Source organism: Tamlana crocina, from assembly GCF_012037625.1.
Map to the genome: position 1 here is coordinate 16,271 of NZ_JAAVJS010000026.1, position 21,375 is coordinate 37,645.

Sequence of the window (21,375 nt, forward strand, 5' to 3'; positions counted from 1 at the left end):
ATTTATGTGTGAACATATCCATAAGCGACCTAATAAAAGTCTGGTGTTGTATTATGTAGTTTGTCCAATAAAATATAGACGTTCAATTTTGACTGACCGTGTTAATTCTAGTATAGTTTTAGTGTGCTCAGAGATAGAAAACAGATATGAGACCTATTTTATAGAGACAGGTTTAGATGAGAGCCACGTTCATTTTTTAGTTCAGAGTGTCCCGGTGTATTTTCCAAAAAAAGATAGTGCAAACGGTCGAGAGTATCTTGGCAAGGGAAATCTTTCGTGTTCATCCAGAAGTAAAAGAGCAATTATAGGGAGGTCAGTTTTAATCAAAAGGGTATTATGTAAACACGGTGTGTCAATATGCTAACGAATAAGTGATAAAGAACTATTTAAATAATCAAGGAAAACAAAAAGAATATAAACAGATTTATTCAAGTCAATTGAGGCTGTTTGAATAATTGAGATACCTCGTCAGCTTGCTGTGGGGTTATTCATTTTTAAGCATATCGGGCGTTGCCACAGTTCTAAAACCCATGTGGTCTGATCCAGAATCTATACTGTTTCCCATTTTGGCAGAAATTCTAAAACTGGCACAATAAGAGGCGTGGCATAAAAATGAGCCACCCTTAATAACATGTTCTACTTGATAAGGGTTATTGGGACTATAACTTTTTGCAGGGCCTTTTGGGTTAACAATTGGTTTCGATGTATCTAACTCTTTATAATAGTTTACATTGAATAAATCGCTCGTCAATTCCCAAACATTCCCTGCCATATCATAAATTCCAATATTGTTTGGCGGGTATGATTTTACTGGTGCGATAAATTCAAAGCCATCTTTAGGTTCGTTTTTAATGGGAAAAACCCCTTGCCACGTATTAGCATATTGGTTTAATAGGCTAGGGTCGTTACCCCAAGTAAAGGTGTTGTTAGCACTGTTACCTTGTGCAGCAGATTCCCATTCGGCTTCGGTAGGCAGTCTTCTGTTGGCCCATTCGCAGTAAGCCATGGCATCTTCATATGCAATGTGAACGACAGGAAAATTTTCTTTGCCCTCAATACTACTGCCGGGACCCTCTGGGTGTTGCCAGTTGGCGCCAACTTTCCATGTCCACCATTGGCTATAATCGCCCATGTTCGCCACCTTATCTACATTCTTATTGAAGATTAAACTACCAGGTTGCAATACAGAATCGTGTGGTTTTGGTGTTCCGGGGGGTAAATCTTTTTTCATTTCTTCCCAAATAATAGGACGCTCAGCAATGGTTTTGTAACCAGTATCGTCAACAAATTCTTTAAATTGCTTATTGGTGACTTCTGTAATATCTATAAAAAAACCATCAACGGTGACTTGATGGGCTGGTTTTTCACGGGGCATGGCAAATTGGTCTTCGGGCTTGGCGCCTTGGGTAAAAGTTTTCTTTTCAACCCATACCATGCCTTCGGGAGTGCTTGCTCGTTTAGAGGTTGATGGAGTCTCTATTGGAATTTCCTTTTCTGTATTGTTTGTTGAAGTTGCCTTTTTTGAGTTTTCCTGATTTTTACATCCAATGAAAGCAACGGATAAAAGAACCGTGGTAAATATGGAGGCAATGGATTTTGATTTCATTATAATTAATTTCTTTAATGTTTTAATGATGGTTTATAGAACATAAATTTAGCGAGAGTGGATATTTTAACTTTTCCATTGAAGTTTCAGTTTGTCAAAAAACTTTCTAACTAAATTATAAACAAATGTATTGGTTTTTGCGTAATTAAACGAAAGGATACACACAACAAGTATAAATAAAGTGGCACCTGCAATAGCTTCGGTTGGAGACAGGGATTTGTTTAATAGCCGTTTTATACCATATCCCGTAAAACTTCCGTAGAGTAATATAAAATGAATAACGTAAATGGAAAGTGTTTTCTCCCCGATTTTCATAACGATAGAGTGTTTTAAATAGCGCTCAAAAGCATAAAAAACTCCGAATAGCATAAGCACGTTGCCCAGTCGGGTAAACAGGTAATTGTAGTTGGCACTTAGCTTGAAGAGTTCAATATCAAAAACACTATAAAACTCCATTAAAAGCCAAGACGAATGGCCTATTAAAAAATACCCTGCCAAAAGAAAGGTGAGAATGGTTACGGCTTTAAATCGGAAGCGGTGCACATGCCTAAAAAACACAGTAGAGATAAAAGCCCCAAAGGCAGAATACCCGAACCAAGGCAAAATGGTAAATACCGAGCCGTTGGTTTTGCTCATATAGTTAGCTAAAAACAGAGGCGTGTTTTCTAAAGTTAGGTTTCTGTAAAGTGGCTCGGACAAAAAACAAACAAAGCCTATTAAAAATAACACCACCGAAAACACATAGCTATATTTCTTAAAAACCAAATGAAGCAATACCAAAAAAATAAGGGACAAGCCAATGCACTGCAGTACATCGACTGCAAAAAAATAAGGGTTAAACTTGCCGCTAAGCCAACTAAAAACATTAATGCGCAAGCTATAACCAATACCAATAAGAAGCATGCCACGAAAAAGTCCTTTCTTTATCCTGGGCTTGTCGCAGCCCTTTTGGTAAGCCTTTAAAAGTAAATAGGAAAAAACAAGTCCGGAAATAGTGAAAAACGTGGGGGCGGTAATGCCTCGAAAATATGACCAAACGTTATAAGCTATATTTCCGTTGTCTCTAAAAATAGGAGCGAGCAAGGTATCGATAAAATGCCCTTGAAGCATCATCAAGATAGCAAATGCCCGCACGGCATCGATAAAATATAAACGGTTGGTCTGCAATACAAAGTTGGTTTGAATGCTTAAATATACTCTGAAATAATTGAAATGGTATAGCCCTAAAATGATATATTTATAAAATTTTACAGTTTATGGAAAAACTCATCGAAGCTTTTGCCAACTATGCTTGGGGGCTGCACTTGGTTATTTTGTTGATTGGCGGTGGTTTATACTTGTTGGTTTTATCGCGGTTTTTGCCGTTTCGGCATTTGGGTCTTGCCTTCGATGTGCTTCGAGGGAAATATGATGACCCCAATAACCCAGGTGAGATTTCACATTTTAAGGCACTTTCCACGGCTTTGGCATCTACCATTGGCATGGGTAACATTGCCGGTGTGGCGGTAGCTATTTCGGTTGGAGGTCCGGGAGCCATGTTTTGGATGTGGGTGAGTGCCATTGTGGGAATGGCTACAAAATTTTTCACTTGTACTTTAGCCGTCATGTATCGAGGAAAGGATAGCAATGGCGAGCTTCAGGGCGGCCCGATGTATTTTATCGTGGAAGGGTTGGGGCAATCTTGGAAACCTTTGGCAGTTATGTTTAGTGTTTTTGGCATGGTAGGTGCGCTTCCGGTGGTAAATGTAAATCAGTTAACTCAGGCGATAAATGACATTGTATTAATTCCAAATGGGGTTGAAGTCGGGTTAAGGTCTAACCTGATTTTAGCTGCAGTTCTGGTTACAGTAACTGCGGTTATTATTTTGGGAGGTTTAAAACGAATTAGCAATGCGGCCTCAAAATTAGTACCTTCAATGGTGTTACTATATTTTATGTTGGTTATCCTTGTTTTGGTTTCAAATTACCACTCGGTTCCGAAGTATATTATAATGATTTTTACCGATGCCTTTTCAGCGGAATTTTATAAAGGCGATTCTTTTTTCGGAGGTGTTTTAGGGGCTTTAATTTTATTAGGTATTCGTCGTGGTGCTTTTTCAAACGAGGCCGGTATTGGTACGGCACCCATGGCACATGGTGCAGCAAAAACAAATGAACCTGTGCACGAAGGTTTAGTTGCTATGCTCGGGCCGGTAATCGACACTTTAGTGGTTTGCACCTTAACCGCATTGGCTATTTTAGTAACCGGTGTTTGGGAAACCACCTCTAATAATGGCGTCAGCTTAACGGCTGCGGCATTCAGTTACGTTATGCCCAATTATGGTAGTTATTTACTTATGGTTTGTGTATTTGTATTTAGTGTGTCGTCATTATTTTCGTATTCGTATTATGGTACGAAATGCTTGTCGTTTTTAATTGGAGCCGATAAAAAGCACTACTATAATTATTTTTATATTTTAAGCATTATTGTTGCAGCAGTTTCTCCGTTTAGTGCCATGCTCAATTTAATTGATGGCGTTTTTGCGCTAATGGCCATTCCCACAATGTTGGCCACTATAAAATTAGCTCCAAGAGTGACGGTACAGATCAAAACTTATTTTAAAAATACAGTTTGAACCATTTTAGTTTTAAATGGTGGCTTGTAATTGATTTTAACAATCTAAATATTATATTAGCATTTTAAGAAAGATTTTTTGTTGAAGTTATTAAAAATTTTACTAAAATTTTGTTGAAGTGTCTTTAAGGATTGGTTTGCCGTTATACGGAAAGCTGTTTCCCTGAAGCACTTTATTTTTTGGCTTATGGAGCTTCGCACACCACAAATAGAACCACTAAAACACTAAACTAACTATGACAAAAAACAAGGCAAAAGCCTATTGGAAAGAAAACATTAGGTATTTATACATCCTTTTAACTATTTGGTTTCTCGTATCGTTTGGTGCGGGTATTTTATTAAAGGACACGTTGAACGAAATTAAACTTGGAGGCTTCAAATTGGGCTTTTGGTTTGCACAACAAGGCGCCATTTATGTGTTTGTAATACTCATTTTCGTTTATGTTAGAATTATGAACCAATTAGATAAAAAGTATGGGTACGATAAGTAATTTTATAGCCTTGGCAGAAAGTATCGATGTGCAGAATTGGACCTACATCATCGTTGGAGTTACATTTACACTATATATTGGCATCGCCATTTGGTCTAGAGCAGGTTCTACAAAAGATTTTTACGTTGCTGGTGGTGGGGTATCGCCGCTTGCAAATGGCATGGCTACGGCCGCCGATTGGATGAGTGCGGCATCCTTTATTTCTATGGCTGGAATCATCTCTTTTGCCGGTTATGATGGTGCCGTGTATTTAATGGGATGGACAGGCGGTTATGTGTTGCTAGCACTATTATTGGCACCGTATCTACGTAAATTCGGAAAGTTTACCGTTCCCGATTTTATTGGCGACCGTTACTATTCCAACACTGCCCGATTGGTGGGCGTTATTTGTGCACTACTGGTGTCGTTCACCTATGTCGCAGGACAAATGCGGGGTGTGGGGCTGGTGTTTTCACGCTTTCTGGAAGTGAACATTAATACCGGGGTGATTATCGGGATGATTATCGTTCTTTTTTATGCCGTACTCGGCGGAATGAAAGGTATCACTTATACGCAAGTAGCGCAGTATTGTGTGCTTATTTTTGCGTTTATGGTACCCGCTATTTTTATTTCTATTCAAATGACGGGCAATCCTATCCCACAGTTAGGCTTCGGTAGCACTTTGGCCGATGGTTCAGGCACCTATTTATTGGATAAATTAGATGGACTTAGTACCGAACTCGGCTTTTCGGAATATACCGAAGGCTCAAAAGCTACAATCGATGTATTTGCCATTACCTTGGCGCTTATGGTAGGTACTGCAGGTTTACCACATGTTATTGTTCGGTTTTTCACAGTAAAACGAGTTAAGGATGCCCGAAAATCAGCCGGATTGGCATTGTTGCTCATAGCTATTTTATACACTACAGCACCAGCGGTTTCGGTTTTTGCTAGAACAAACATGATTGAAACGGTGTCGAACAAACCGTATAGTAATATGCCAGAATGGTTTAAAAAATGGGAAACCACGGGGCTTATTACGTTTACAGATAAAAATAACGATGGAAACATTCAGTATTTGGCCGATGAAAGTAAAAATGAATTGGTAGTGGATAACGACATTATGGTTTTGGCGAATCCTGAAATAGCCAAATTGCCTAATTGGATTATAGCTTTGGTGGCTGCAGGAGCATTGGCTGCGGCTCTATCAACTGCAGCAGGGTTGCTGTTGGTTATTTCATCTTCCGTGTCGCACGATTTGATTAAGAAAATGATTAATCCCAATATTTCAGAAAAAGGAGAATTAATCGCAGCACGTTTGTCGGCTGTGATTGCCGTTTGTGTTGCTGGGTATTTTGGTATCAATCCACCAGGGTTTGTTGCTGCCACTGTGGCTTTGGCGTTTGGGCTGGCTGCCGCTTCGTTCTTCCCGGCTATAATTCTCGGGATTTTCTATAAAAAAATGAACAAGGAAGGAGCCATAGCAGGAATGGTTGTAGGCATAACTACCATGTTGTTTTACATGATAAAATACCGTTTGGGATGGTTTGACGATGCGGTACCCGATAAGAGCGAATGGTGGTTTGGCATTTCGCCCGAAGGCTTTGGTACGGTAGCTATGGTACTCAATTTTATAGTATCTATAATTATTATGAAATTTACACCTAATCCACCTGAAGAAGTGCAGGATATTGTTGAAAACATAAGAATTCCCAGTGGAGCGGGAGCAGCGACCCATTAATGGAATGAAAAATTGAGTTTAGCTATGCAGCCAAGTTGTTGGTAGAAAAATAAGAAAAGCGCGTTTTAATTTCTAATTTAGAGAACGCTAAACGATACAAAATAAAAGACAATTCATGAGTAATTATCACATTAAACACTTAGAAGAATATTACCAAGTTTATAGAAAATCAATACGCGAGCCCGAAAATTTTTGGGAAGAAGTCGCGGAAGAGCACTTTATGTGGCGCAAAAAATGGGACAATGTATTAAGTTGGGATTTCAGCAAACCCGAAATCAAATGGTTTGAGGGTGCTCAACTGAATATTACCGAAAACTGCATCGACAGGCATTTGGCAACTCGTGGAGACAAAACCGCTATTCTGTTTGAACCTAACAATCCGGAGGAAGCATCAGAACAAATTACATATAGTGAATTGCATAAACGTGTAAATAAGTTTGCCAATGTATTGAAACAGCAGGGAATCAAAAAAGGTGACCGTGTTTGCATTTATGTGCCCATGATTCCGGAATTGGCTATTTCCGTGCTGGCTTGTGCCAGGATTGGTGCCATTCACTCAGTGGTTTTTGCCGGATTTTCATCTACAGCTTTGGCCACCCGAATCAATGATTCCGATTGTAAAATGGTGATTACAGCCGATGGTTCTTACCGTGGCGCCAAAACTATAGACCTTAAAGGGATAGTAGACGAGGCTTTGAAGGATTGCCCCGAGGTAAAAACCGTTTTAGTAACCAAGCGCATTAACTCAGAAATTTCAATGAAAGCAGGTCGCGACCAATGGCTGCAACCGCTTTTGGATGAAGCTTCAGACGATTGTAAAGCTGAGGTAATGCATGCTGAAGATCCACTTTTCATTCTTTATACTTCCGGTTCTACCGGAAAACCCAAAGGTATGGTGCACACCACAGCCGGTTTTATGGTGTATACGGCGTACACCTTTAAAAATGTGTTCCAGTACAGGGAAAACGACGTGTATTGGTGTACCGCAGATATTGGGTGGATTACTGGGCACAGCTATATTGTTTATGGTCCACTGGCTAATGGTGCTACTACCGTAATGTTTGAGGGCGTGCCGAGCTACCCTGATTTCGGACGCTTTTGGCAAATTGTGGAAAAGCATAAAATAAATCAGTTTTACACCGCTCCAACCGCCATTCGAGCCCTGGCTAAACAAGGTGTCGAGTTGGTTGAAAAATACGATTTATCGTCATTAAAAGTATTAGGAAGTGTGGGAGAGCCCATTAACGAAGAGGCTTGGCACTGGTATAACGATGTGGTGGGGAAAAACAAAAGTCCGATTGTAGATTCGTGGTGGCAAACCGAAACCGGTGGGATTATGATTACGCCAATTCCTTATGTTACGCCTACAAAACCCACCTATGCAACCTTGCCGTTTATTGGTATTCAACCTGCTTTATTGGATGAAAGTGGAGAAGAACTAAAAGGCAATCAAGTGGAAGGCCGTTTGTGTATTAAATTTCCGTGGCCGTCTATTGCGCGAACTATTTGGGGCAACCACGAGCGTTATAAAGAAACCTATTTTTCGGCTTACGAAAACAAATATTTCACCGGAGATGGTGCCATGCGTGATGAGGTGGGGTACTATCGTATTACAGGTAGGGTAGATGATGTGATTATAGTATCCGGACATAACTTAGGAACAGCACCTATTGAAGATGCCATTAACGAGCACCCGGCGGTAGCCGAATCGGCCATTGTAGGCTTTCCACACGATATTAAGGGAAGTGCGCTTTACGGATATATAACCTTAACCAATCCTGGGGAATCGAGAAAACATGATAATTTAAGAAAGGAAATCAATCAGTTGATATCAGACCGTATTGGACCTATTGCGAAGTTGGATAAAATCCAATTTACCCAAGGCTTGCCAAAAACGCGTTCGGGTAAAATTATGCGACGTATTTTACGCAAGATTGCGAGCAAGGATACCAGTAATTTAGGCGATACCAGTACCTTGCTAAATCCAGAAGTAGTACAGGATATAATGGATAATGCGTTGTAATTTATATTTATCTATTCAACAAATAACCCCAATTAAGATGTTTTCTTTTGTCTAAACGAGCCAATAGTTTTAAAAATACCAAAGCCGTGATAAGCGCATCGCCTGTGGCGGTGTGCCTATCTATGGGCTGAACATTCAACTCGCTGCATAAATAATCTAAAGTATAGGGTTTGGTGTTGTCTTTATAGATGACATGTAACGACTTTTTGTAAAGAACACCAGTATCAATAAAATTGTTTTTTAGTTTTCCCAAGCCATGCCTTAACAGCATGTTATTCATCATATCCCGGTCAAAACTTGCGTGATGGGCAATTAAAACGGCATCTTTTATATAGTCTAAAAATAGTTTTATCGCTTCGAGTTCTGATATCTTTTCCTCAGATCCATTACGTATTATCCCGTGTATTTTTACGGTTTCAGCTTTAAACACGTCTTGTTTTAAATAGAGCTCTAAAGTGTCGGCTACCGGGATTTGATTTCCAATTATTGAAACTGCGCCGATTGATAAAACCCTATCTTCATTTTTATCGAAACCCGTTGTTTCAGTATCAAAGGCCACAAATCTTGTTTTTTCAATAGCGCCCTTTTTCTTTTTTTTAAAATGCTCTAAATATTCCAACCAAAAATCGGGGTAGTCCTTTTTCTTCTTAAAAATCCAGTTCCAAGCCATGGGTATGATTCATTTTTTTAAGGATGCTTCATTTTTATGCAAAATTCTTCAGGTCGAACCGAATTTTCAACACTTCTTGAATATCGTGTATGGGCTTAAAACATCGTCGCAATTTTAATTGCTCCTCTTTGGTTAACGTTTCTATTTCAATGAATTTCCCCGTGTTATTATGTAAAAAGCCCTGTTTGGTTTTAAATTTTGATAAGGCCTTAAAGGCATACGCGCACGATTGGTATAGTTCTTTGTTGTTCTTGTCGATGTCTGCTAGTTTCTCAAAGCGCTCGGCGGTGTTGTTTACCCCTTTTATTTTGTTTTGCAATATGAGCAGTCGTGCAGCATCTACCAGCGGCATAATCGCTCTATTTTTAATGTTGAAAAGATCTTTTTGTTCATTGTCCTTTTCAACCGCAAATTTTTTAAAAAAGCCCAAAGGTGGTGGGTTTTTTAGGGCATCCCGACCTAAAAACTTGAAAAACATTGAAGTTTTTTCTAAAGTTTCATATATAGAATCAGACAACTCGTCTACCAAGTTCTTTTTTCCGTAAACATGGCTAAAATCAAAAAATATTGAAGACAACAAGATCGCTTTGTCGTCGGTATTCAAAATCCAATCGCCAAATTGGGCTTTCCAATCGGTGATGGTTTTGCACCAGTCAGGATTGCTGGCCATCATACCGGCTTCGCAATATTCAAAGCCTATTTTGTTTAACGACTTGCTAACCAGTTTCCCAAGTTCCACAAAATAATCTTGCGTTTCTTGGTGTTTTTCCTCCGGTACGTCCTCAAAAATAATGGCATTATCTTGATCAGTAAACAATAATTGTTCTTTCCTCCCTTGGCTGCCCAATGCAATCCAAGAGAATTTTACTGGTGGCTTTTTAGGCATTTTCTTTAGTGCAATTTCAACCGCACGAACGGTAACGGCGTCGTTAATTTGGGCAATAATTTTTGTAATATGGCCAATGGGCATGTTTTGCTCCAAATAACTTTTTAATAAATGATTGGCCTTAAGCCTTGCCGCCCTGAGTTTTTTGGTGCGTTTGGCTCGTTTTATTTCCTTTAAAATAACGGATGGCGTGTTTCCCAAAGTGGCCAAAACATCATGATGGGTGAGCACCCCAATGAGTTTGGAGTTTTCGGTGCCGTCTTTAGTGATGCACAAATGCCCAATGTTATACTGAACCATTTTTAATTGGCCTTCGGCAACGGTTAAATCTCTTTTACAAGTGATTACAGGCGTACTCATAATATTTCCTACATTGGTGTCGATGGGAAAAATGCCCGTGGCAATTTTGTTTTTAATGTCGCTATTGGTAATGATGCCTACGGGTTTATCATTGTCGTCAACCACAATAATGCAACCAATTTTATGATTTTTCATTTTTATGGCGGCCTCTTTTAAAGTGGAATGGTGATGACAGGTTATGGGATTCTTGGTATAATTTGCTGTTTGAAAATACTCAATGTCTTTTGAGGTATTGGGCAAATAATCCACGAAAATTTTGCTGTTTTCTTCAGCCGTGTAGGGGTCGAAGGTATTCGTGGCGAAAGCCGTAATCAAGAATTTATAAACATTCGTATTGTCCGCACTTACCTGACGAAAAATATCAATAGGAATAGCATAAACAATGGATTCTTCGTTGGCTTTGGCCGTTAATTTATACGACTCCTGCGCAATGAGCGGACGGAGTCCAAAAAGGTCGCCACCATCACTAATATTTACCACAACCTGTTCATTTTCGTTGGTGGTGTGGATTAAGGTTACCGCTCCATTTCTTACTACATAAAACACATTATTGAACGGGTCGCCTTTTTTAAAAATAACATCACCTTTTTCTAAATAGACGATGGATACTTCGCTGGAAACTTTGAGTAAATCGTCTGTTTTTAAGTGATTGAAAGGCGGATAATTTTTCAAAAAATCGTAAACCCGATAAGCAATGGAATTATTCATGTAGTCTTTTTGATATTGTAGTTGGAGTGAAGCTTTTTATAGTAATGGTTAATTATAGATGGTTATGGATTTCTATAAAATTCGTCAGTTCGAGTGGATTTTTCGATTGAAAATGAGAAAAAGTTTTATCGAGAATTCGAATTTTTCAACCCAAAAGTTCTCGATACAATTCCTTATGGCTTCGGAATCACTCGAACTGACGCCAAAACTATATATCATGTTCAAAATCCATAACAGATTGTTGATATTAAACCATTTTAAAATCTAAAAGCAGCTCGCCTTCAATGGAGGCTTGTATGTGATCGCCTTTATGGATTTCTCCCGTTCCAGAAGCAGGGGTGCCCGTAAAAATAAGGTCGCCTGGCTCTAAAGTCATGAATTTTGAAGTGAATGCAATAATATCACTAAAATTATAAATCATCAAGCTGGTATTGCCAACTTGTTTTTCTTCGCCATTGATAATCAAATTAAAGTTGATATCGTCCAACTTCGGGAAGTTGGTAACTGGTTTAAATCTAGAAATCGGTGCGCCACCATCAAAGCCTTTACCTAAATCCCATGGGCCTTTATGTTCTCTGCTGGCATTAAAAATATCTTTTGCTGTAAAATCAATGCCAATACCAATTTCCGAAATAAACGAAGCAGCATTATCTAAACTAATGTCTTTTCCTTTTTTACCAATTTTAATCACCAATTCGGCTTCATAATTTAATTGTTTGGTAAAACTCGGGTAAGTTACATTCTGGTTGTTTTTTACAAGGCTTGTTTCGGGTTTTGAAAATATAATTTGATTTCCGGTTTTGTTGGCACTGATTTCATCAGGAGTAGAAACGTAGTTTTTGCCAATAGCAAGTATTTTCATGTTATTTTAGTTTAAAGTTAGAAGTGTAAAATTAGTAAATTACCCAATTAAAATGGATATAAAAGTAGTAACCTGAATTGGTGCCGATGCTCACTGTCCGTTGCTATAAAGAAATACGTTGGAGAGCCATGGTTATGAAATCATAGTGTGATTTGGAGAAGACCGAGTTTTAACTCAATGGAACAATCAGTACAGGTATTTTAGATTCCTGAATAATTTGTTTGGAAACACTCCCTATAATGGCATTGTACAAAAAGCTGTGGTCGTTGTAACCGGCAATGATGAGGTTGATGTTCAATGAGTTGGCTTTTTCCATGATGGTTTTAACCGTAGCCCCTTGAATGAGCAATGCTTCGGCGTTTAGTCCGTTTTCTTTTAGGGCGGCACTGTACTGCTGGATTTTTTTATGTTCGTCCCACAATTCATTGGCCCTTAAATCGCGTTCATGCTGTGGGCCGACTTCATAACCCACAAAGTCTGGATTGGGAGCAGCAATATGGAGCACCCAAATTTTAGATTGGAATTTTTCGGCCAATTCGGTGGCTTTGTCGAGCAGAATTTGTTCGTTTCCGTCAAAATCTATAGTGACCAGAATGTTTTTCATTTTAATTTTAATTAAACCACTATTAAGTTACAAAATTTTAAGGATTTTGGAGTAGATAATTTAAGAGTTTTTGTGTTTTCATGCAAGTCGATACCGTTCTAAATCATGGACTTACTTTTGTTGCCCTGCTTTGTTTTGTAGCATACGGACTTAAGTTTTGTGTTCGAGTAAAGGTAATAACTCCATCTTGTTCAAGAAGTGCCATACTTTTTTAGAAGCACGGTTAGTGGATATTTGACCGTTGAAAATTTGGTCAATATCCAGAAGTTTGTTTTTTTCGCCAGTATTGCACTTATTAATTGAATTTAGAATACAATAAAATATGCTTATTTTGTAAACTGAAAAGGAAGCAATACCATATGGCAGAATTTATAAGGATTTACGAAGAAAACCCCAATCCGCGGGAAATTGAAAAAGTAGTGCGTGTTTTAAGAAGTGGCGGCCTCATTATTTATCCCACCGATACCGTTTATGGTTTGGGATGCGATATTACCAATATAAAAGCCTTGGAGCGTGTGGCCAGAATCAAAGAAGTGAAGCTTGAAAAAGCCAATTTTTCGTTTGTATGCCACGATTTAAGCAACCTGAGCGATTACGTAAAACAGATTGATACTTCGGTGTTTAAAATTTTGAAACGGGCGCTTCCTGGCCCCTATACCTTTATTCTTCCGGGATCTAAATCGTTGCCCAACCCGTTTAAAAAAAGGAAAACCGTAGGTATCCGTGTGCCGGATAATAATATTGCCTTGGAAATTGTAAAACAATTGGGTAATCCTATTATTTCAACCTCCATTCGTGATGAAGACGAAGTGTTGGAATATACTACAGACCCTGAATTGATTCTCGAAAAATGGGACAGTCTGGTCGATTTGGTTATCGATGGTGGCTATGGCGGCAATGAACCTTCCACGGTTATCGACCTGTCGGAAGATACGCCAACCGTGGTTCGCGAGGGCAAAGGCGATTTGGAGATTTTTTAAAATAAACCTGTCCCAAAAAAAGAGTCATTCTGAATCCTGATAGTAATTGAGATTAGGAATGTCATCATTTTAATCGTATGATGAAATTACTGGGTTTTACCTTTAATTAGATAATAAACATAAATGAAACAAAGACTACTAGGAAATCAAGGATTTAAAGTGAGTGAAGTTGGTTTGGGATGTTGGCAATTGGGTGCCGATTGGGGCAACGACATCTCTAAAGAAACGGCGTTCAATATTTTAAACGAAGCCGTAAAAAATGGGATTACCTTTTTTGATACGGCCGATGTTTACGGCAACGGAAAAAGTGAAACCCTAATAGGTGAATTTCTAAAAACTACAGATGCCACTATTCGGGTGGCTACAAAATTTGGTCGTGCGGCCAATGTGTTTCCCGATAAATACTCGAAGGCCGCTTTATACAGTGCTGTAGATGCTTCGCTTAAAAACTTGGGTGTTGAATCTCTAGATCTATTGCAACTACACTGTATTCCCACGCATTATTTGATGAAGGGCGATGTTTTTGATTGGTTGCGCGAATTGCAATCCGACGGACTCATAAAACATTTTGGTGCTAGCGTAGAAAGCGTTGAGGAAGGTTTGATTTGCCTAAAACAGGAAGGCCTGCTGTCTTTGCAGGTTATTTTTAATGTCTTTCGTCAAAAATTGGTAACTGAATTATTCCCCAAAGCCCAGGAAAAAGGCGTTGGCATTATTGTACGTTTGCCATTGGCTAGCGGATTGCTTACTGGAAAGTTCGATCAGAATACCACTTTTGCTGCTGATGACCATAGGAATTACAACAAAAACGGTGAAGCCTTTAATGTGGGCGAAACCTTCGCTGGTTTACCGTTTGAAAAAGGAGTACAATTGGTCGATACCATAAAAAAGGACCTGCTACCAGAAGACTTAAATATGGTACAGTTGGCACTGCGTTATATTTTAGACCACGACGCCGTAAGCACCATTATTCCGGGAGCAAGTCGCCCAGAACAAGTATTGGGCAATGCTTCGGTTTCGAGTCTTGCCCCACTAGAGCCACAGCTTCACGAAAAATTAAAGCAACTCTATCAAAACGAAGTCCACGATGCCATTCGCGGCGTATATTAACCCAATAAATTATTTAAAAGTTAATGGATCATTTAATAGCGTTTTCAATAACGGTTTTTACTGGTTTTTTCGCCATTACCAATCCCATTTCGAACATGACGATTTTTATGTCGTTGGTTGACGAAGCCGATGTTACCGAAAAACGGGCCATCAGCCGAAAAGCGGCTTTTGTGGCTTTTATTATCGTATTGGTATTTGTGATTTTGGGCAAGTTTATTTTCCAATTGTTCGGTATTACCATTCCGGCGTTTAAAATTACGGGTGGGATTTTAATTTTCTATGTGGGTTTTGAAATGCTGCAATCGAAAAAATCGAACGTGAAGCATTTAAATAAAACCAAACTGGATGAAGATATTGCCATTTCGCCACTGGCCATTCCTATTATTGCTGGCCCCGGAACCATTGTTACGGCCATGAACTTCGTTTCGAATGCGGGTTACGTAAAGATCGCTATTGTAATCGCCATTTACGCCGTAATGTGTTTTCTCAATTACTTGGCCTTTAATTTAAGCGGCTTTATCGTGAAAAACTTGGGCCGAAACGTCATTTCTGTAATCGGTAAAATTATGGGTTTAATCATTGCCATTATCGGTACCAGTATGATCATTCAAGGGATAAAAATATCGTTCGATTTGCCTATGATGCCATAAACACGGTTAGCGATTGGAAAACTTGCTGTTCCAAATGGCCGAATTGAAGTTTTTCCCACGGCTTACCCCAAAGAAAATCAGGCAAAAACCGATGACCTTAAACCAAAAGAAGCACAAATAGATAAATTGTGTGGTTTTATATTCGGGGTGGTAATAAGTTTCCGGAAAACTTAACGCCAATAAAAACGCTGCCAAAACGGAGGAAACAATCAGTCTATCTAAATTTCGGAAGGGATACATAAGCCACTTGCGCCACACACTTAAATCGTTGCCCCATTTGTGAATGAGGTAATAATAGCCATTGCCCATGGGGGCAAACAACAACGGGTCGTCGTAATTTTCAAGTCGGAAGAGTTTGCTGGGCGCCATAATTTTAAAATTGCCCAAAGTGCATTGGTGCGTTTTTTCTAATTGCTTGATTTTATTGATGGCTTCGTTGGGTATTTCGCCTTTAAACAAATGGCTATCCAAAAACCGAAGGCGGTACACCACGCATATTTTTTTGATGTCTTCGATATGGAAAATCTTATCGGTTTCCAGCAAATCGAGGTTAAAAGAATAATGCCCAACTGAGTTCTTGTCGACTACCAAAGCTTCGCGGATAGCATCGTCGTGCTGGGCGTCATCGGCCAAAACCTGCTGCACCTGCAACAAGATGTGGTTGCCTTTGCTGCGCTTGTTGCGCTGTTTTAAAAGTTGATGTTCAATATTAACTCGCATGGCGTAGAGGGTTTACTTCCTTAAAGTTACGGAATATTTTGTTGATTTATAGGTTGTTGAAAAATTCGTTGATAAGAATTGTAAGAGCAAATGTAAGATTGGAAGGAAAAGGACTAACTTAGCTTTTTTGTGATAAAATGAGCAGAATGGTATTTTAACTTTACGCTTGAATCAATTTGACTAAAACGTTATCGATAATAATTAACATATTATAATTAAAAAAAACATTTTAAATGGCAGCAAATCCAAAAATAGAATTCTTTAGAATTAAGTTAAAAGCGAAGTCTAAAAAAAACGAGAAAACTTTTAGAGATTTTGCAATAGAAGAACTTGAAGGGGATAAAGAAATTGGTAACGATGATGCATTTAAATTATGCTTTAATCATTTCATATCGAAAATTCAAACCGGCCATTCAAAAAACGCAAAGCATAAAAAAACTATCACGATCATTTCAAACCCAGAAACCAATCCATACTACTCTTTAAAACCAAGTTTAAGAATTAAAGAAAATATTATTTCAGGTGTTTTAAATGGTGGTCCTTATGATAAAGATGCTATTGTTTCTAGTATCGCAGACAAATCAGATAATTCAAAACTTGGTAGAGATAAATCAGTTCTCTTGCCATATTACGTTTTTGTATACTTACCGTCCGACCATTATGAGGGTTTAATTGCTATACATTCAAATAGTATAGAAGAAACTGTAACACACATTTTGAAAAAATATATCTCTAATTTATTTTCAGGAAGTAATTTTTTTCAAGCTAAATTATACCCTTATGTTCCTCAATCATTTCAAGATGAATTTAAAGATGGAGCATTGATTAAGAATATGACTTTTTCGTCAACCATAATTGATAATACCACACCTAGCAACAAACCAATTAATAACATCATAAATGAATATGATATAAATATTCAAATTACGCCTAAAAAGACACAAGTATCTATTTTAGACAGCACTAAATTACTTAACTTTATAAATAAAATGGGCTTTACTAAAAACGATAATAAAGATGTGGCACTTAAGGACTTTAAAACGAAAAAATTTATAGCAAAAAATCAAGTAACAAAAAAAGAAAAAGTTTTTGAGTGGAATTCTAAAGATCATAGCTTTCAACCTACAATATATCTAGAAGGAAGGGTTAACTTAAATGATGGCACCCCTGATTTCAAAGAGCTAGATCAATTTTGCACTAACATTTTTGAGGAAGAAATAATGTCAGAATTAAGACCAGATTTAAATGTCTCTAAATTTAATTAAATACACAAAACAGCTTAAAAAAAAGGCAACCGAATATGAGCAAAAAGATATAAACGGTAATACATCTGCAAGCTTTAAAGACAAATATGCCCGAAAATTAGTTAGCTTTTTCGTTGCGATAGTTCTTCTTGTTTCGTTAAATACAGGTTTTTCAGAAACTTTTATTTCTTATGTTTCTACAATACTTTCGATATTTATTGGATTATTCATTACAGCTCTTATATTTAGTTTTGACAAATTCTATGTAAAAAAAGACTTAACAAAGGCAAATTCACAAGAAAAATTGATTGATACACAATCGTTTAATTTTTCAAAACAATTTTCCTATTTAACAGGTTACAATATAATTTTATCTATTTTTACATTAGTTTTATTATCAATAAGTACATTATTTCCAGATTTGAGCTCAATTAATGCTTTTGAATACAAGCTAGATTTTAGTACTATTAAAGCAGAATATATTTATAATTTCATTCAAATTATACTTATTTATATCCAGCGATTTTTAGTATTGTATTGGTTATCTTCTATTATATATTTAACTATATTCATCATAAGTAGTATGGTCAATTATATGTCACTAAAAACAGATGAAATTGGGAAGTAAAAGCTAGAGCCTAATAATGTATTACCATAACTCTTCAAAACCTCTGTAATTTATTTAATCATTAGTAAATTAAATTTTAAAGAATTTCTTCGCGCTGCTCGGAATAACGCCCTTCATTTAACCGCACAAAAAAAAGCGAAACCCCAACCGGTGTTTCGCTTTTCAATTTTATTATACAGTAAATTATATATTCGGAATGATCAATTCTTGGTCGGGGTAAATCACATCGGGATTTTTCAAAATATCAGAATTGGCCTTAAAAATGTCTTGGTATTTGGCGGGGTTGCCGTAATACTGTTTAGCAATTTTCCCTAAAGTTTCGCCACTTTTTACAGTGTGCCTGGCATATACCGAGGTGTCGGCCACTTTTATATCGGCCATGATATCGGCCGGGTTTTCGCCACCAATTTCCTTGATTTTATCCCAAAGCAGGTTTTTTTCATATTGGTACTTTGCGGTGCCCCACACTTTCAGTTTTCCATTTTCTTCTTCCACTTTACCGTCGGTAACGTTCAGTTTTTCGCCCAAATCTAAAACGGGTTGGTATTTTGCTTTTGCTGTCATAGGTATTAAGTTTTATTTGTTTTAATTTTTTGTTACACTTTATTTTCAATAATATCGACTGTTGTCACCTTGAGTCTTTCGACTTCGCTCAAGATAAACTAAGGTCGAAAGGCCTTGTTAAACGAAGGTTATAATTAGGTTTCGACTCCGCTCAACCTGACACACATTTGTTAAATATAGAAAAAAGCCACATTATATTTATCTATTTTATGGTTAATAATTGTAGCTTCTTTCAAATGGCATAAATAATAACACTGTAATTAGGCTAATTGATTGAAAATATGTATTTTTGCACTCCTTTTAGCGAAAACGGAAAGATAAAAGGAACATTTTGAAAATCAATTTATAACGCTTCTGTGTGTTTATCGCTTAAATCTTCCGAAGCATACAGAATACAAATCCCGAATGTTATTTGGTTTTAAACCATTGCAAACCAACGCATTCAAGTTAATTAGCATAAATGGCTGAAAACGAAAACAAAGCTGAAGTTGAAGCAACTGAAGCAAAAACTGCACAAACTCCAGAAGTATCTGAAGCACAAGCAAACCCTGAAAAATTCTTAAAGGAGTTTAACTGGCACAACTACCAAGAAGGTATTGACGAGGTTGACGACCAACAATTACAAGAATTTGAAAAATTAGTAGCCGAGAATTTTGTTGACACTTTAGATGACGAAGTGGTAACTGGTGAAGTGGTACACATTACAGATCGCGATGCCATTATCGATATCAACGCAAAATCTGAAGGTGTTATTTCATTAAACGAGTTCCGTTACAACCCAGATTTAAAAGTAGGCGATAAGGTAGAGGTATTGATTGACGTTCGCGAAGATGCAACTGGTCAATTGGTATTATCTCACCGTAAGGCGCGTGTAATCAAAGCTTGGGATCGTGTAAACAAAGCACACGAAACTGGCGAGATCGTAAACGGTTTTGTAAAATGCAGAACTAAAGGTGGTATGATTGTAGATGTATTCGGTATCGAAGCATTCTTACCAGGTTCTCAAATTGACGTTAAGCCAATTAGAGATTACGATCAGTACGTAAACAAAACTATGGAATTCAAAGTGGTTAAGATTAACCATGAGTTCAAGAACGTTGTTGTTTCTCACAAAGCGCTTATCGAAGCTGATATTGAAGAGCAAAAGAAAGAAATCATTGGTCAATTAGAAAAAGGTCAAGTATTAGAAGGTGTGGTTAAAAACATCACGTCTTACGGTGTATTTATCGACCTTGGTGGCGTAGATGGATTGATTCACATTACAGACCTTTCTTGGTCTCGTATCAACCACCCGAACGAAATTGTAGAATTAGACCAAAAACTTAACGTGGTAATCCTTGATTTTGATGAAGATAAATCAAGAATCCAATTAGGTTTAAAACAATTGAGCAAGCACCCATGGGAAGCTCTTGCAGATGAAGTAAAAGTTGGTGACAAAGTAAAAGGTAAAGTAGTTGTAATCGCAGATTACGGTGCATTTATCGAGGTTGCTGATGGTGTTGAAGGATTGATTCACGTTTCTGAAATGTCTTGGTCTACACACTTACGTTCTGCACAAGATTTCGTATCTGTAGGTGACGAGGTTGAAGCGGTAATCTTAACTCTAGATAGAGAAGACCGTAAAATGTCTCTTGGTATCAAGCAATTGACTCCAGACCCATGGACTGATATTACAGGTAAATACCCAGTAGGTTCTAAGCACACTGGTATTGTACGTAACTTCACTAACTTTGGTGTATTTGTAGAATTGGAAGAAGGTATTGACGGATTGATTTACATCTCTGATTTATCTTGGACTAAGAAAATCAAGCACCCAAGTGAGTTCTGTAACGTAGGCGATAAGTTAGACGTTGTTGTATTGGAGTTGGATGTTGAAGGACGTAAATTATCTTTAGGTCACAAACAAACTACTGAAAACCCATGGGACAAGTACGAAACTGAGTTCGCTTTAAACACAAGCCACGAAGCTGAAATTTCTGAAATCGTTGACAAAGGTGCTACTGTAGAGTTTAACGAAGATATCGTTGCTTTTGTACCTGCACGTCACCTTGAAAAAGAAGATGGTAGCAAATTGAAAAAAGGAGAGAAAGCCGAGTTTAAAATCATTGAATTCAACAAAGAATTTAAGCGTGTTGTAGCCTCTCATACTGCTGTTTTCAAGGAAGAAGAAGCTAAGATTGTAAAACAAGCTGCTAGAAAAGCTGAAGCTGCTGCTGCAGAAGCAAAACCAACTTTAGGTGATGCTAACGATGCTTTACAAGCACTTAAGGATAAAATGGACGGGAAGAAGTAATACATTCCTGCGCAAGCAGGAATCTTTCCACCCAAAAAACGAAGCCCCGCAGAAATGCGGGGCTTTTTTTAATTATATGTCATACGATTTTTACATTATAGATTACTGTTAATTAAGTAAAATCTTATATTAGCGCATTGAAACAAGAAATAAAAAAGAGAAAAAATGAAAATTCTATTTTTAAAAAATTTAATCCTGTTAGTCTGCTTCGTTTGTTTTAAGGGTAATGCTCAAATGGGGGTACAAAAAAGCAAAGTAGACGACATTCTTCTTTTTAAAGAAAAACCTCTGTTGGTGGTTTTGGCTAAAGAGGGAGGCGAGCTCGAAAAAAACAACTTTAATACTTACTTTAAAGAAGCAGTAAATAATATTTGGAAAATATCCCCATCCATTGAGTTTGTCTCACCTGACACCTACATCGATTTACGAGATAATGAAGATAGGAATAAAAAATATGCCTATTTAGATTTTATAGTTATGGGTATAACTGGAAATGCTCCAGGAAATAGTTTTATAGTTGGTCATACAGACAAAAGAGTTTCTCCACACTATACTACCATGTATACTGAAAATAATAAATACACCTATGCCGACTTGTTTTTTTACTTAACAATTTTGCACAACGATTTAAATGATGCAATT

General features: G+C 37.6%; 19 protein-coding genes and 1 pseudogene. 12 read left to right on the top strand and 8 right to left on the bottom strand.

What is annotated here, in order from left to right; genetic code table 11:
- The first annotated feature begins 4 nt into the window (after window positions 1–4).
- Window positions 5–455, top strand: a pseudogene (gene tnpA / locus HC176_RS14470) (IS200/IS605 family transposase).
- A 29-nt stretch (window positions 456–484) separates the two neighbouring features.
- On the opposite strand, the gene HC176_RS14475 reads toward tnpA, so the two are convergent.
- On the bottom strand, window positions 485–1,606 hold the full coding sequence (locus HC176_RS14475) for a formylglycine-generating enzyme family protein (RefSeq protein WP_167919502.1): 1,122 nt from the start codon (window positions 1,604–1,606) through the stop codon (window positions 485–487).
- A 66-nt stretch (window positions 1,607–1,672) separates the two neighbouring features.
- Window positions 1,673–2,773, bottom strand: coding sequence for a heparan-alpha-glucosaminide N-acetyltransferase domain-containing protein (locus HC176_RS14480; RefSeq protein ID WP_167919504.1), 1,101 nt, complete (start codon window positions 2,771–2,773; stop codon window positions 1,673–1,675).
- An 89-nt stretch (window positions 2,774–2,862) separates the two neighbouring features.
- On the opposite strand from HC176_RS14480, the gene HC176_RS14485 reads away from it, so the two are divergent.
- The 4 genes from HC176_RS14485 to acs all read left to right on the top strand — a co-directional run bounded on the left by HC176_RS14485 (window position 2,863) and on the right by acs (window position 8,454).
- Complete coding sequence (locus tag HC176_RS14485) at window positions 2,863–4,221, top strand: alanine/glycine:cation symporter family protein (RefSeq protein WP_167919506.1); 1,359 nt, start codon at window positions 2,863–2,865, stop codon at window positions 4,219–4,221.
- Between the two features lie 235 nt (window positions 4,222–4,456).
- Window positions 4,457–4,711, top strand: a complete 255-nt coding sequence (locus tag HC176_RS14490; protein WP_167919508.1) for a DUF4212 domain-containing protein — start codon at window positions 4,457–4,459, stop codon at window positions 4,709–4,711.
- Between the two features lie 22 nt (window positions 4,712–4,733).
- Window positions 4,734–6,431, top strand: a complete 1,698-nt coding sequence (locus HC176_RS14495) for a VC_2705 family sodium/solute symporter (RefSeq protein ID WP_167919543.1) — start codon at window positions 4,734–4,736, stop codon at window positions 6,429–6,431.
- A gap of 94 nt (window positions 6,432–6,525) precedes the next feature.
- Complete coding sequence (acs, locus tag HC176_RS14500) at window positions 6,526–8,454, top strand: acetate--CoA ligase (protein ID WP_342448706.1); 1,929 nt, start codon at window positions 6,526–6,528, stop codon at window positions 8,452–8,454.
- A 7-nt stretch (window positions 8,455–8,461) separates the two neighbouring features.
- On the opposite strand, the gene HC176_RS14505 is transcribed toward acs, so the two are convergent.
- The 4 genes from HC176_RS14505 to HC176_RS14520 all read right to left on the bottom strand — a co-directional run bounded on the left by HC176_RS14505 (window position 8,462) and on the right by HC176_RS14520 (window position 12,544).
- The gene (locus HC176_RS14505) at window positions 8,462–9,124 is read right to left on the bottom strand and encodes a 3'-5' exonuclease (protein WP_167919512.1); all 663 of its coding nucleotides are present in this window, start codon (window positions 9,122–9,124) and stop codon (window positions 8,462–8,464) included.
- Between the two features lie 34 nt (window positions 9,125–9,158).
- Window positions 9,159–11,078: a DUF294 nucleotidyltransferase-like domain-containing protein gene (locus HC176_RS14510; protein ID WP_167919514.1), complete on the bottom strand. Its 1,920-nt coding sequence runs from the start codon at window positions 11,076–11,078 to the stop codon at window positions 9,159–9,161.
- Window positions 11,079–11,325: 247 nt separating this feature from the next.
- On the bottom strand, window positions 11,326–11,940 hold the full coding sequence (locus HC176_RS14515; RefSeq protein WP_167919516.1) for a fumarylacetoacetate hydrolase family protein: 615 nt from the start codon (window positions 11,938–11,940) through the stop codon (window positions 11,326–11,328).
- Between the two features lie 169 nt (window positions 11,941–12,109).
- Window positions 12,110–12,544, bottom strand: a complete 435-nt coding sequence (locus tag HC176_RS14520; protein WP_167919518.1) for a universal stress protein — start codon at window positions 12,542–12,544, stop codon at window positions 12,110–12,112.
- A gap of 359 nt (window positions 12,545–12,903) precedes the next feature.
- Here HC176_RS14520 and HC176_RS14525 point away from each other — a divergent pair, with 359 nt between their 5' ends.
- From HC176_RS14525 to HC176_RS14535, 3 genes are all read left to right on the top strand, one after another.
- The gene (locus HC176_RS14525) at window positions 12,904–13,524 is read left to right on the top strand and encodes an L-threonylcarbamoyladenylate synthase (RefSeq protein WP_167919520.1); all 621 of its coding nucleotides are present in this window, start codon (window positions 12,904–12,906) and stop codon (window positions 13,522–13,524) included.
- Window positions 13,525–13,647: 123 nt separating this feature from the next.
- Window positions 13,648–14,634 carry an aldo/keto reductase gene (locus HC176_RS14530; RefSeq protein WP_167919522.1) on the top strand — a complete coding sequence of 329 codons (987 nt, stop codon included), beginning with the start codon at window positions 13,648–13,650 and terminating at the stop codon, window positions 14,632–14,634.
- A 23-nt stretch (window positions 14,635–14,657) separates the two neighbouring features.
- A complete protein-coding gene (locus HC176_RS14535; protein WP_167919524.1) occupies window positions 14,658–15,284 on the top strand; it encodes a MarC family protein in 627 nt (208 codons plus the stop codon).
- A gap of 6 nt (window positions 15,285–15,290) precedes the next feature.
- On the opposite strand, the gene HC176_RS14540 is transcribed toward HC176_RS14535, so the two are convergent.
- Window positions 15,291–16,004, bottom strand: coding sequence for a hypothetical protein (locus HC176_RS14540; protein ID WP_167919526.1), 714 nt, complete (start codon window positions 16,002–16,004; stop codon window positions 15,291–15,293).
- Between the two features lie 233 nt (window positions 16,005–16,237).
- Here HC176_RS14540 and HC176_RS14545 point away from each other — a divergent pair, with 233 nt between their 5' ends.
- Both HC176_RS14545 and HC176_RS14550 read left to right on the top strand, forming a co-directional pair.
- Window positions 16,238–17,269, top strand: coding sequence for a hypothetical protein (locus HC176_RS14545; protein ID WP_167919528.1), 1,032 nt, complete (start codon window positions 16,238–16,240; stop codon window positions 17,267–17,269).
- The gene (locus tag HC176_RS14550) at window positions 17,250–17,876 is read left to right on the top strand and encodes a hypothetical protein (RefSeq protein WP_167919530.1); all 627 of its coding nucleotides are present in this window, start codon (window positions 17,250–17,252) and stop codon (window positions 17,874–17,876) included. Before HC176_RS14545 ends, HC176_RS14550 begins: the two co-directional genes overlap by 20 nt.
- A 183-nt stretch (window positions 17,877–18,059) precedes the next feature.
- Here HC176_RS14550 and HC176_RS14555 read toward each other — a convergent pair whose 3' ends face one another.
- Window positions 18,060–18,440 carry a LysM peptidoglycan-binding domain-containing protein gene (locus HC176_RS14555; protein ID WP_167919532.1) on the bottom strand — a complete coding sequence of 127 codons (381 nt, stop codon included), beginning with the start codon at window positions 18,438–18,440 and terminating at the stop codon, window positions 18,060–18,062.
- A 460-nt stretch (window positions 18,441–18,900) separates the two neighbouring features.
- Here HC176_RS14555 and rpsA point away from each other — a divergent pair, with 460 nt between their 5' ends.
- Window positions 18,901–20,733 (top strand): 30S ribosomal protein S1, encoded by a 1,833-nt coding sequence (gene rpsA, locus HC176_RS14560; protein ID WP_167919533.1) that lies wholly within the window; start codon window positions 18,901–18,903, stop codon window positions 20,731–20,733.
- A 165-nt stretch (window positions 20,734–20,898) separates the two neighbouring features.
- Window positions 20,899–21,375: hypothetical protein (locus HC176_RS14565; RefSeq protein ID WP_209309725.1), on the top strand; the 477-nt coding region annotated here is incomplete at its 3' end.

Coding starts and splice junctions, on each gene's coding strand:
- HC176_RS14475 (WP_167919502.1), bottom strand. CDS start 1,606: ATGAAATCAAAATCCATTGCCTCCATATTTACCACGGTTCTTTTATCC.
- HC176_RS14485 (WP_167919506.1), top strand. CDS start 2,863: ATGGAAAAACTCATCGAAGCTTTTGCCAACTATGCTTGGGGGCTGCAC.
- HC176_RS14490 (WP_167919508.1), top strand. CDS start 4,457: ATGACAAAAAACAAGGCAAAAGCCTATTGGAAAGAAAACATTAGGTAT.
- HC176_RS14505 (WP_167919512.1), bottom strand. CDS start 9,124: ATGGCTTGGAACTGGATTTTTAAGAAGAAAAAGGACTACCCCGATTTT.
- HC176_RS14510 (WP_167919514.1), bottom strand. CDS start 11,078: ATGAATAATTCCATTGCTTATCGGGTTTACGATTTTTTGAAAAATTAT.
- HC176_RS14515 (WP_167919516.1), bottom strand. CDS start 11,940: ATGAAAATACTTGCTATTGGCAAAAACTACGTTTCTACTCCTGATGAA.
- HC176_RS14520 (WP_167919518.1), bottom strand. CDS start 12,544: ATGAAAAACATTCTGGTCACTATAGATTTTGACGGAAACGAACAAATT.
- HC176_RS14525 (WP_167919520.1), top strand. CDS start 12,904: ATGGCAGAATTTATAAGGATTTACGAAGAAAACCCCAATCCGCGGGAA.
- HC176_RS14530 (WP_167919522.1), top strand. CDS start 13,648: ATGAAACAAAGACTACTAGGAAATCAAGGATTTAAAGTGAGTGAAGTT.
- HC176_RS14535 (WP_167919524.1), top strand. CDS start 14,658: ATGGATCATTTAATAGCGTTTTCAATAACGGTTTTTACTGGTTTTTTC.
- HC176_RS14540 (WP_167919526.1), bottom strand. CDS start 16,004: ATGCGAGTTAATATTGAACATCAACTTTTAAAACAGCGCAACAAGCGC.
- HC176_RS14545 (WP_167919528.1), top strand. CDS start 16,238: ATGGCAGCAAATCCAAAAATAGAATTCTTTAGAATTAAGTTAAAAGCG.
- HC176_RS14550 (WP_167919530.1), top strand. CDS start 17,250: ATGTCTCTAAATTTAATTAAATACACAAAACAGCTTAAAAAAAAGGCA.
- HC176_RS14555 (WP_167919532.1), bottom strand. CDS start 18,440: ATGACAGCAAAAGCAAAATACCAACCCGTTTTAGATTTGGGCGAAAAA.
- rpsA (WP_167919533.1), top strand. CDS start 18,901: ATGGCTGAAAACGAAAACAAAGCTGAAGTTGAAGCAACTGAAGCAAAA.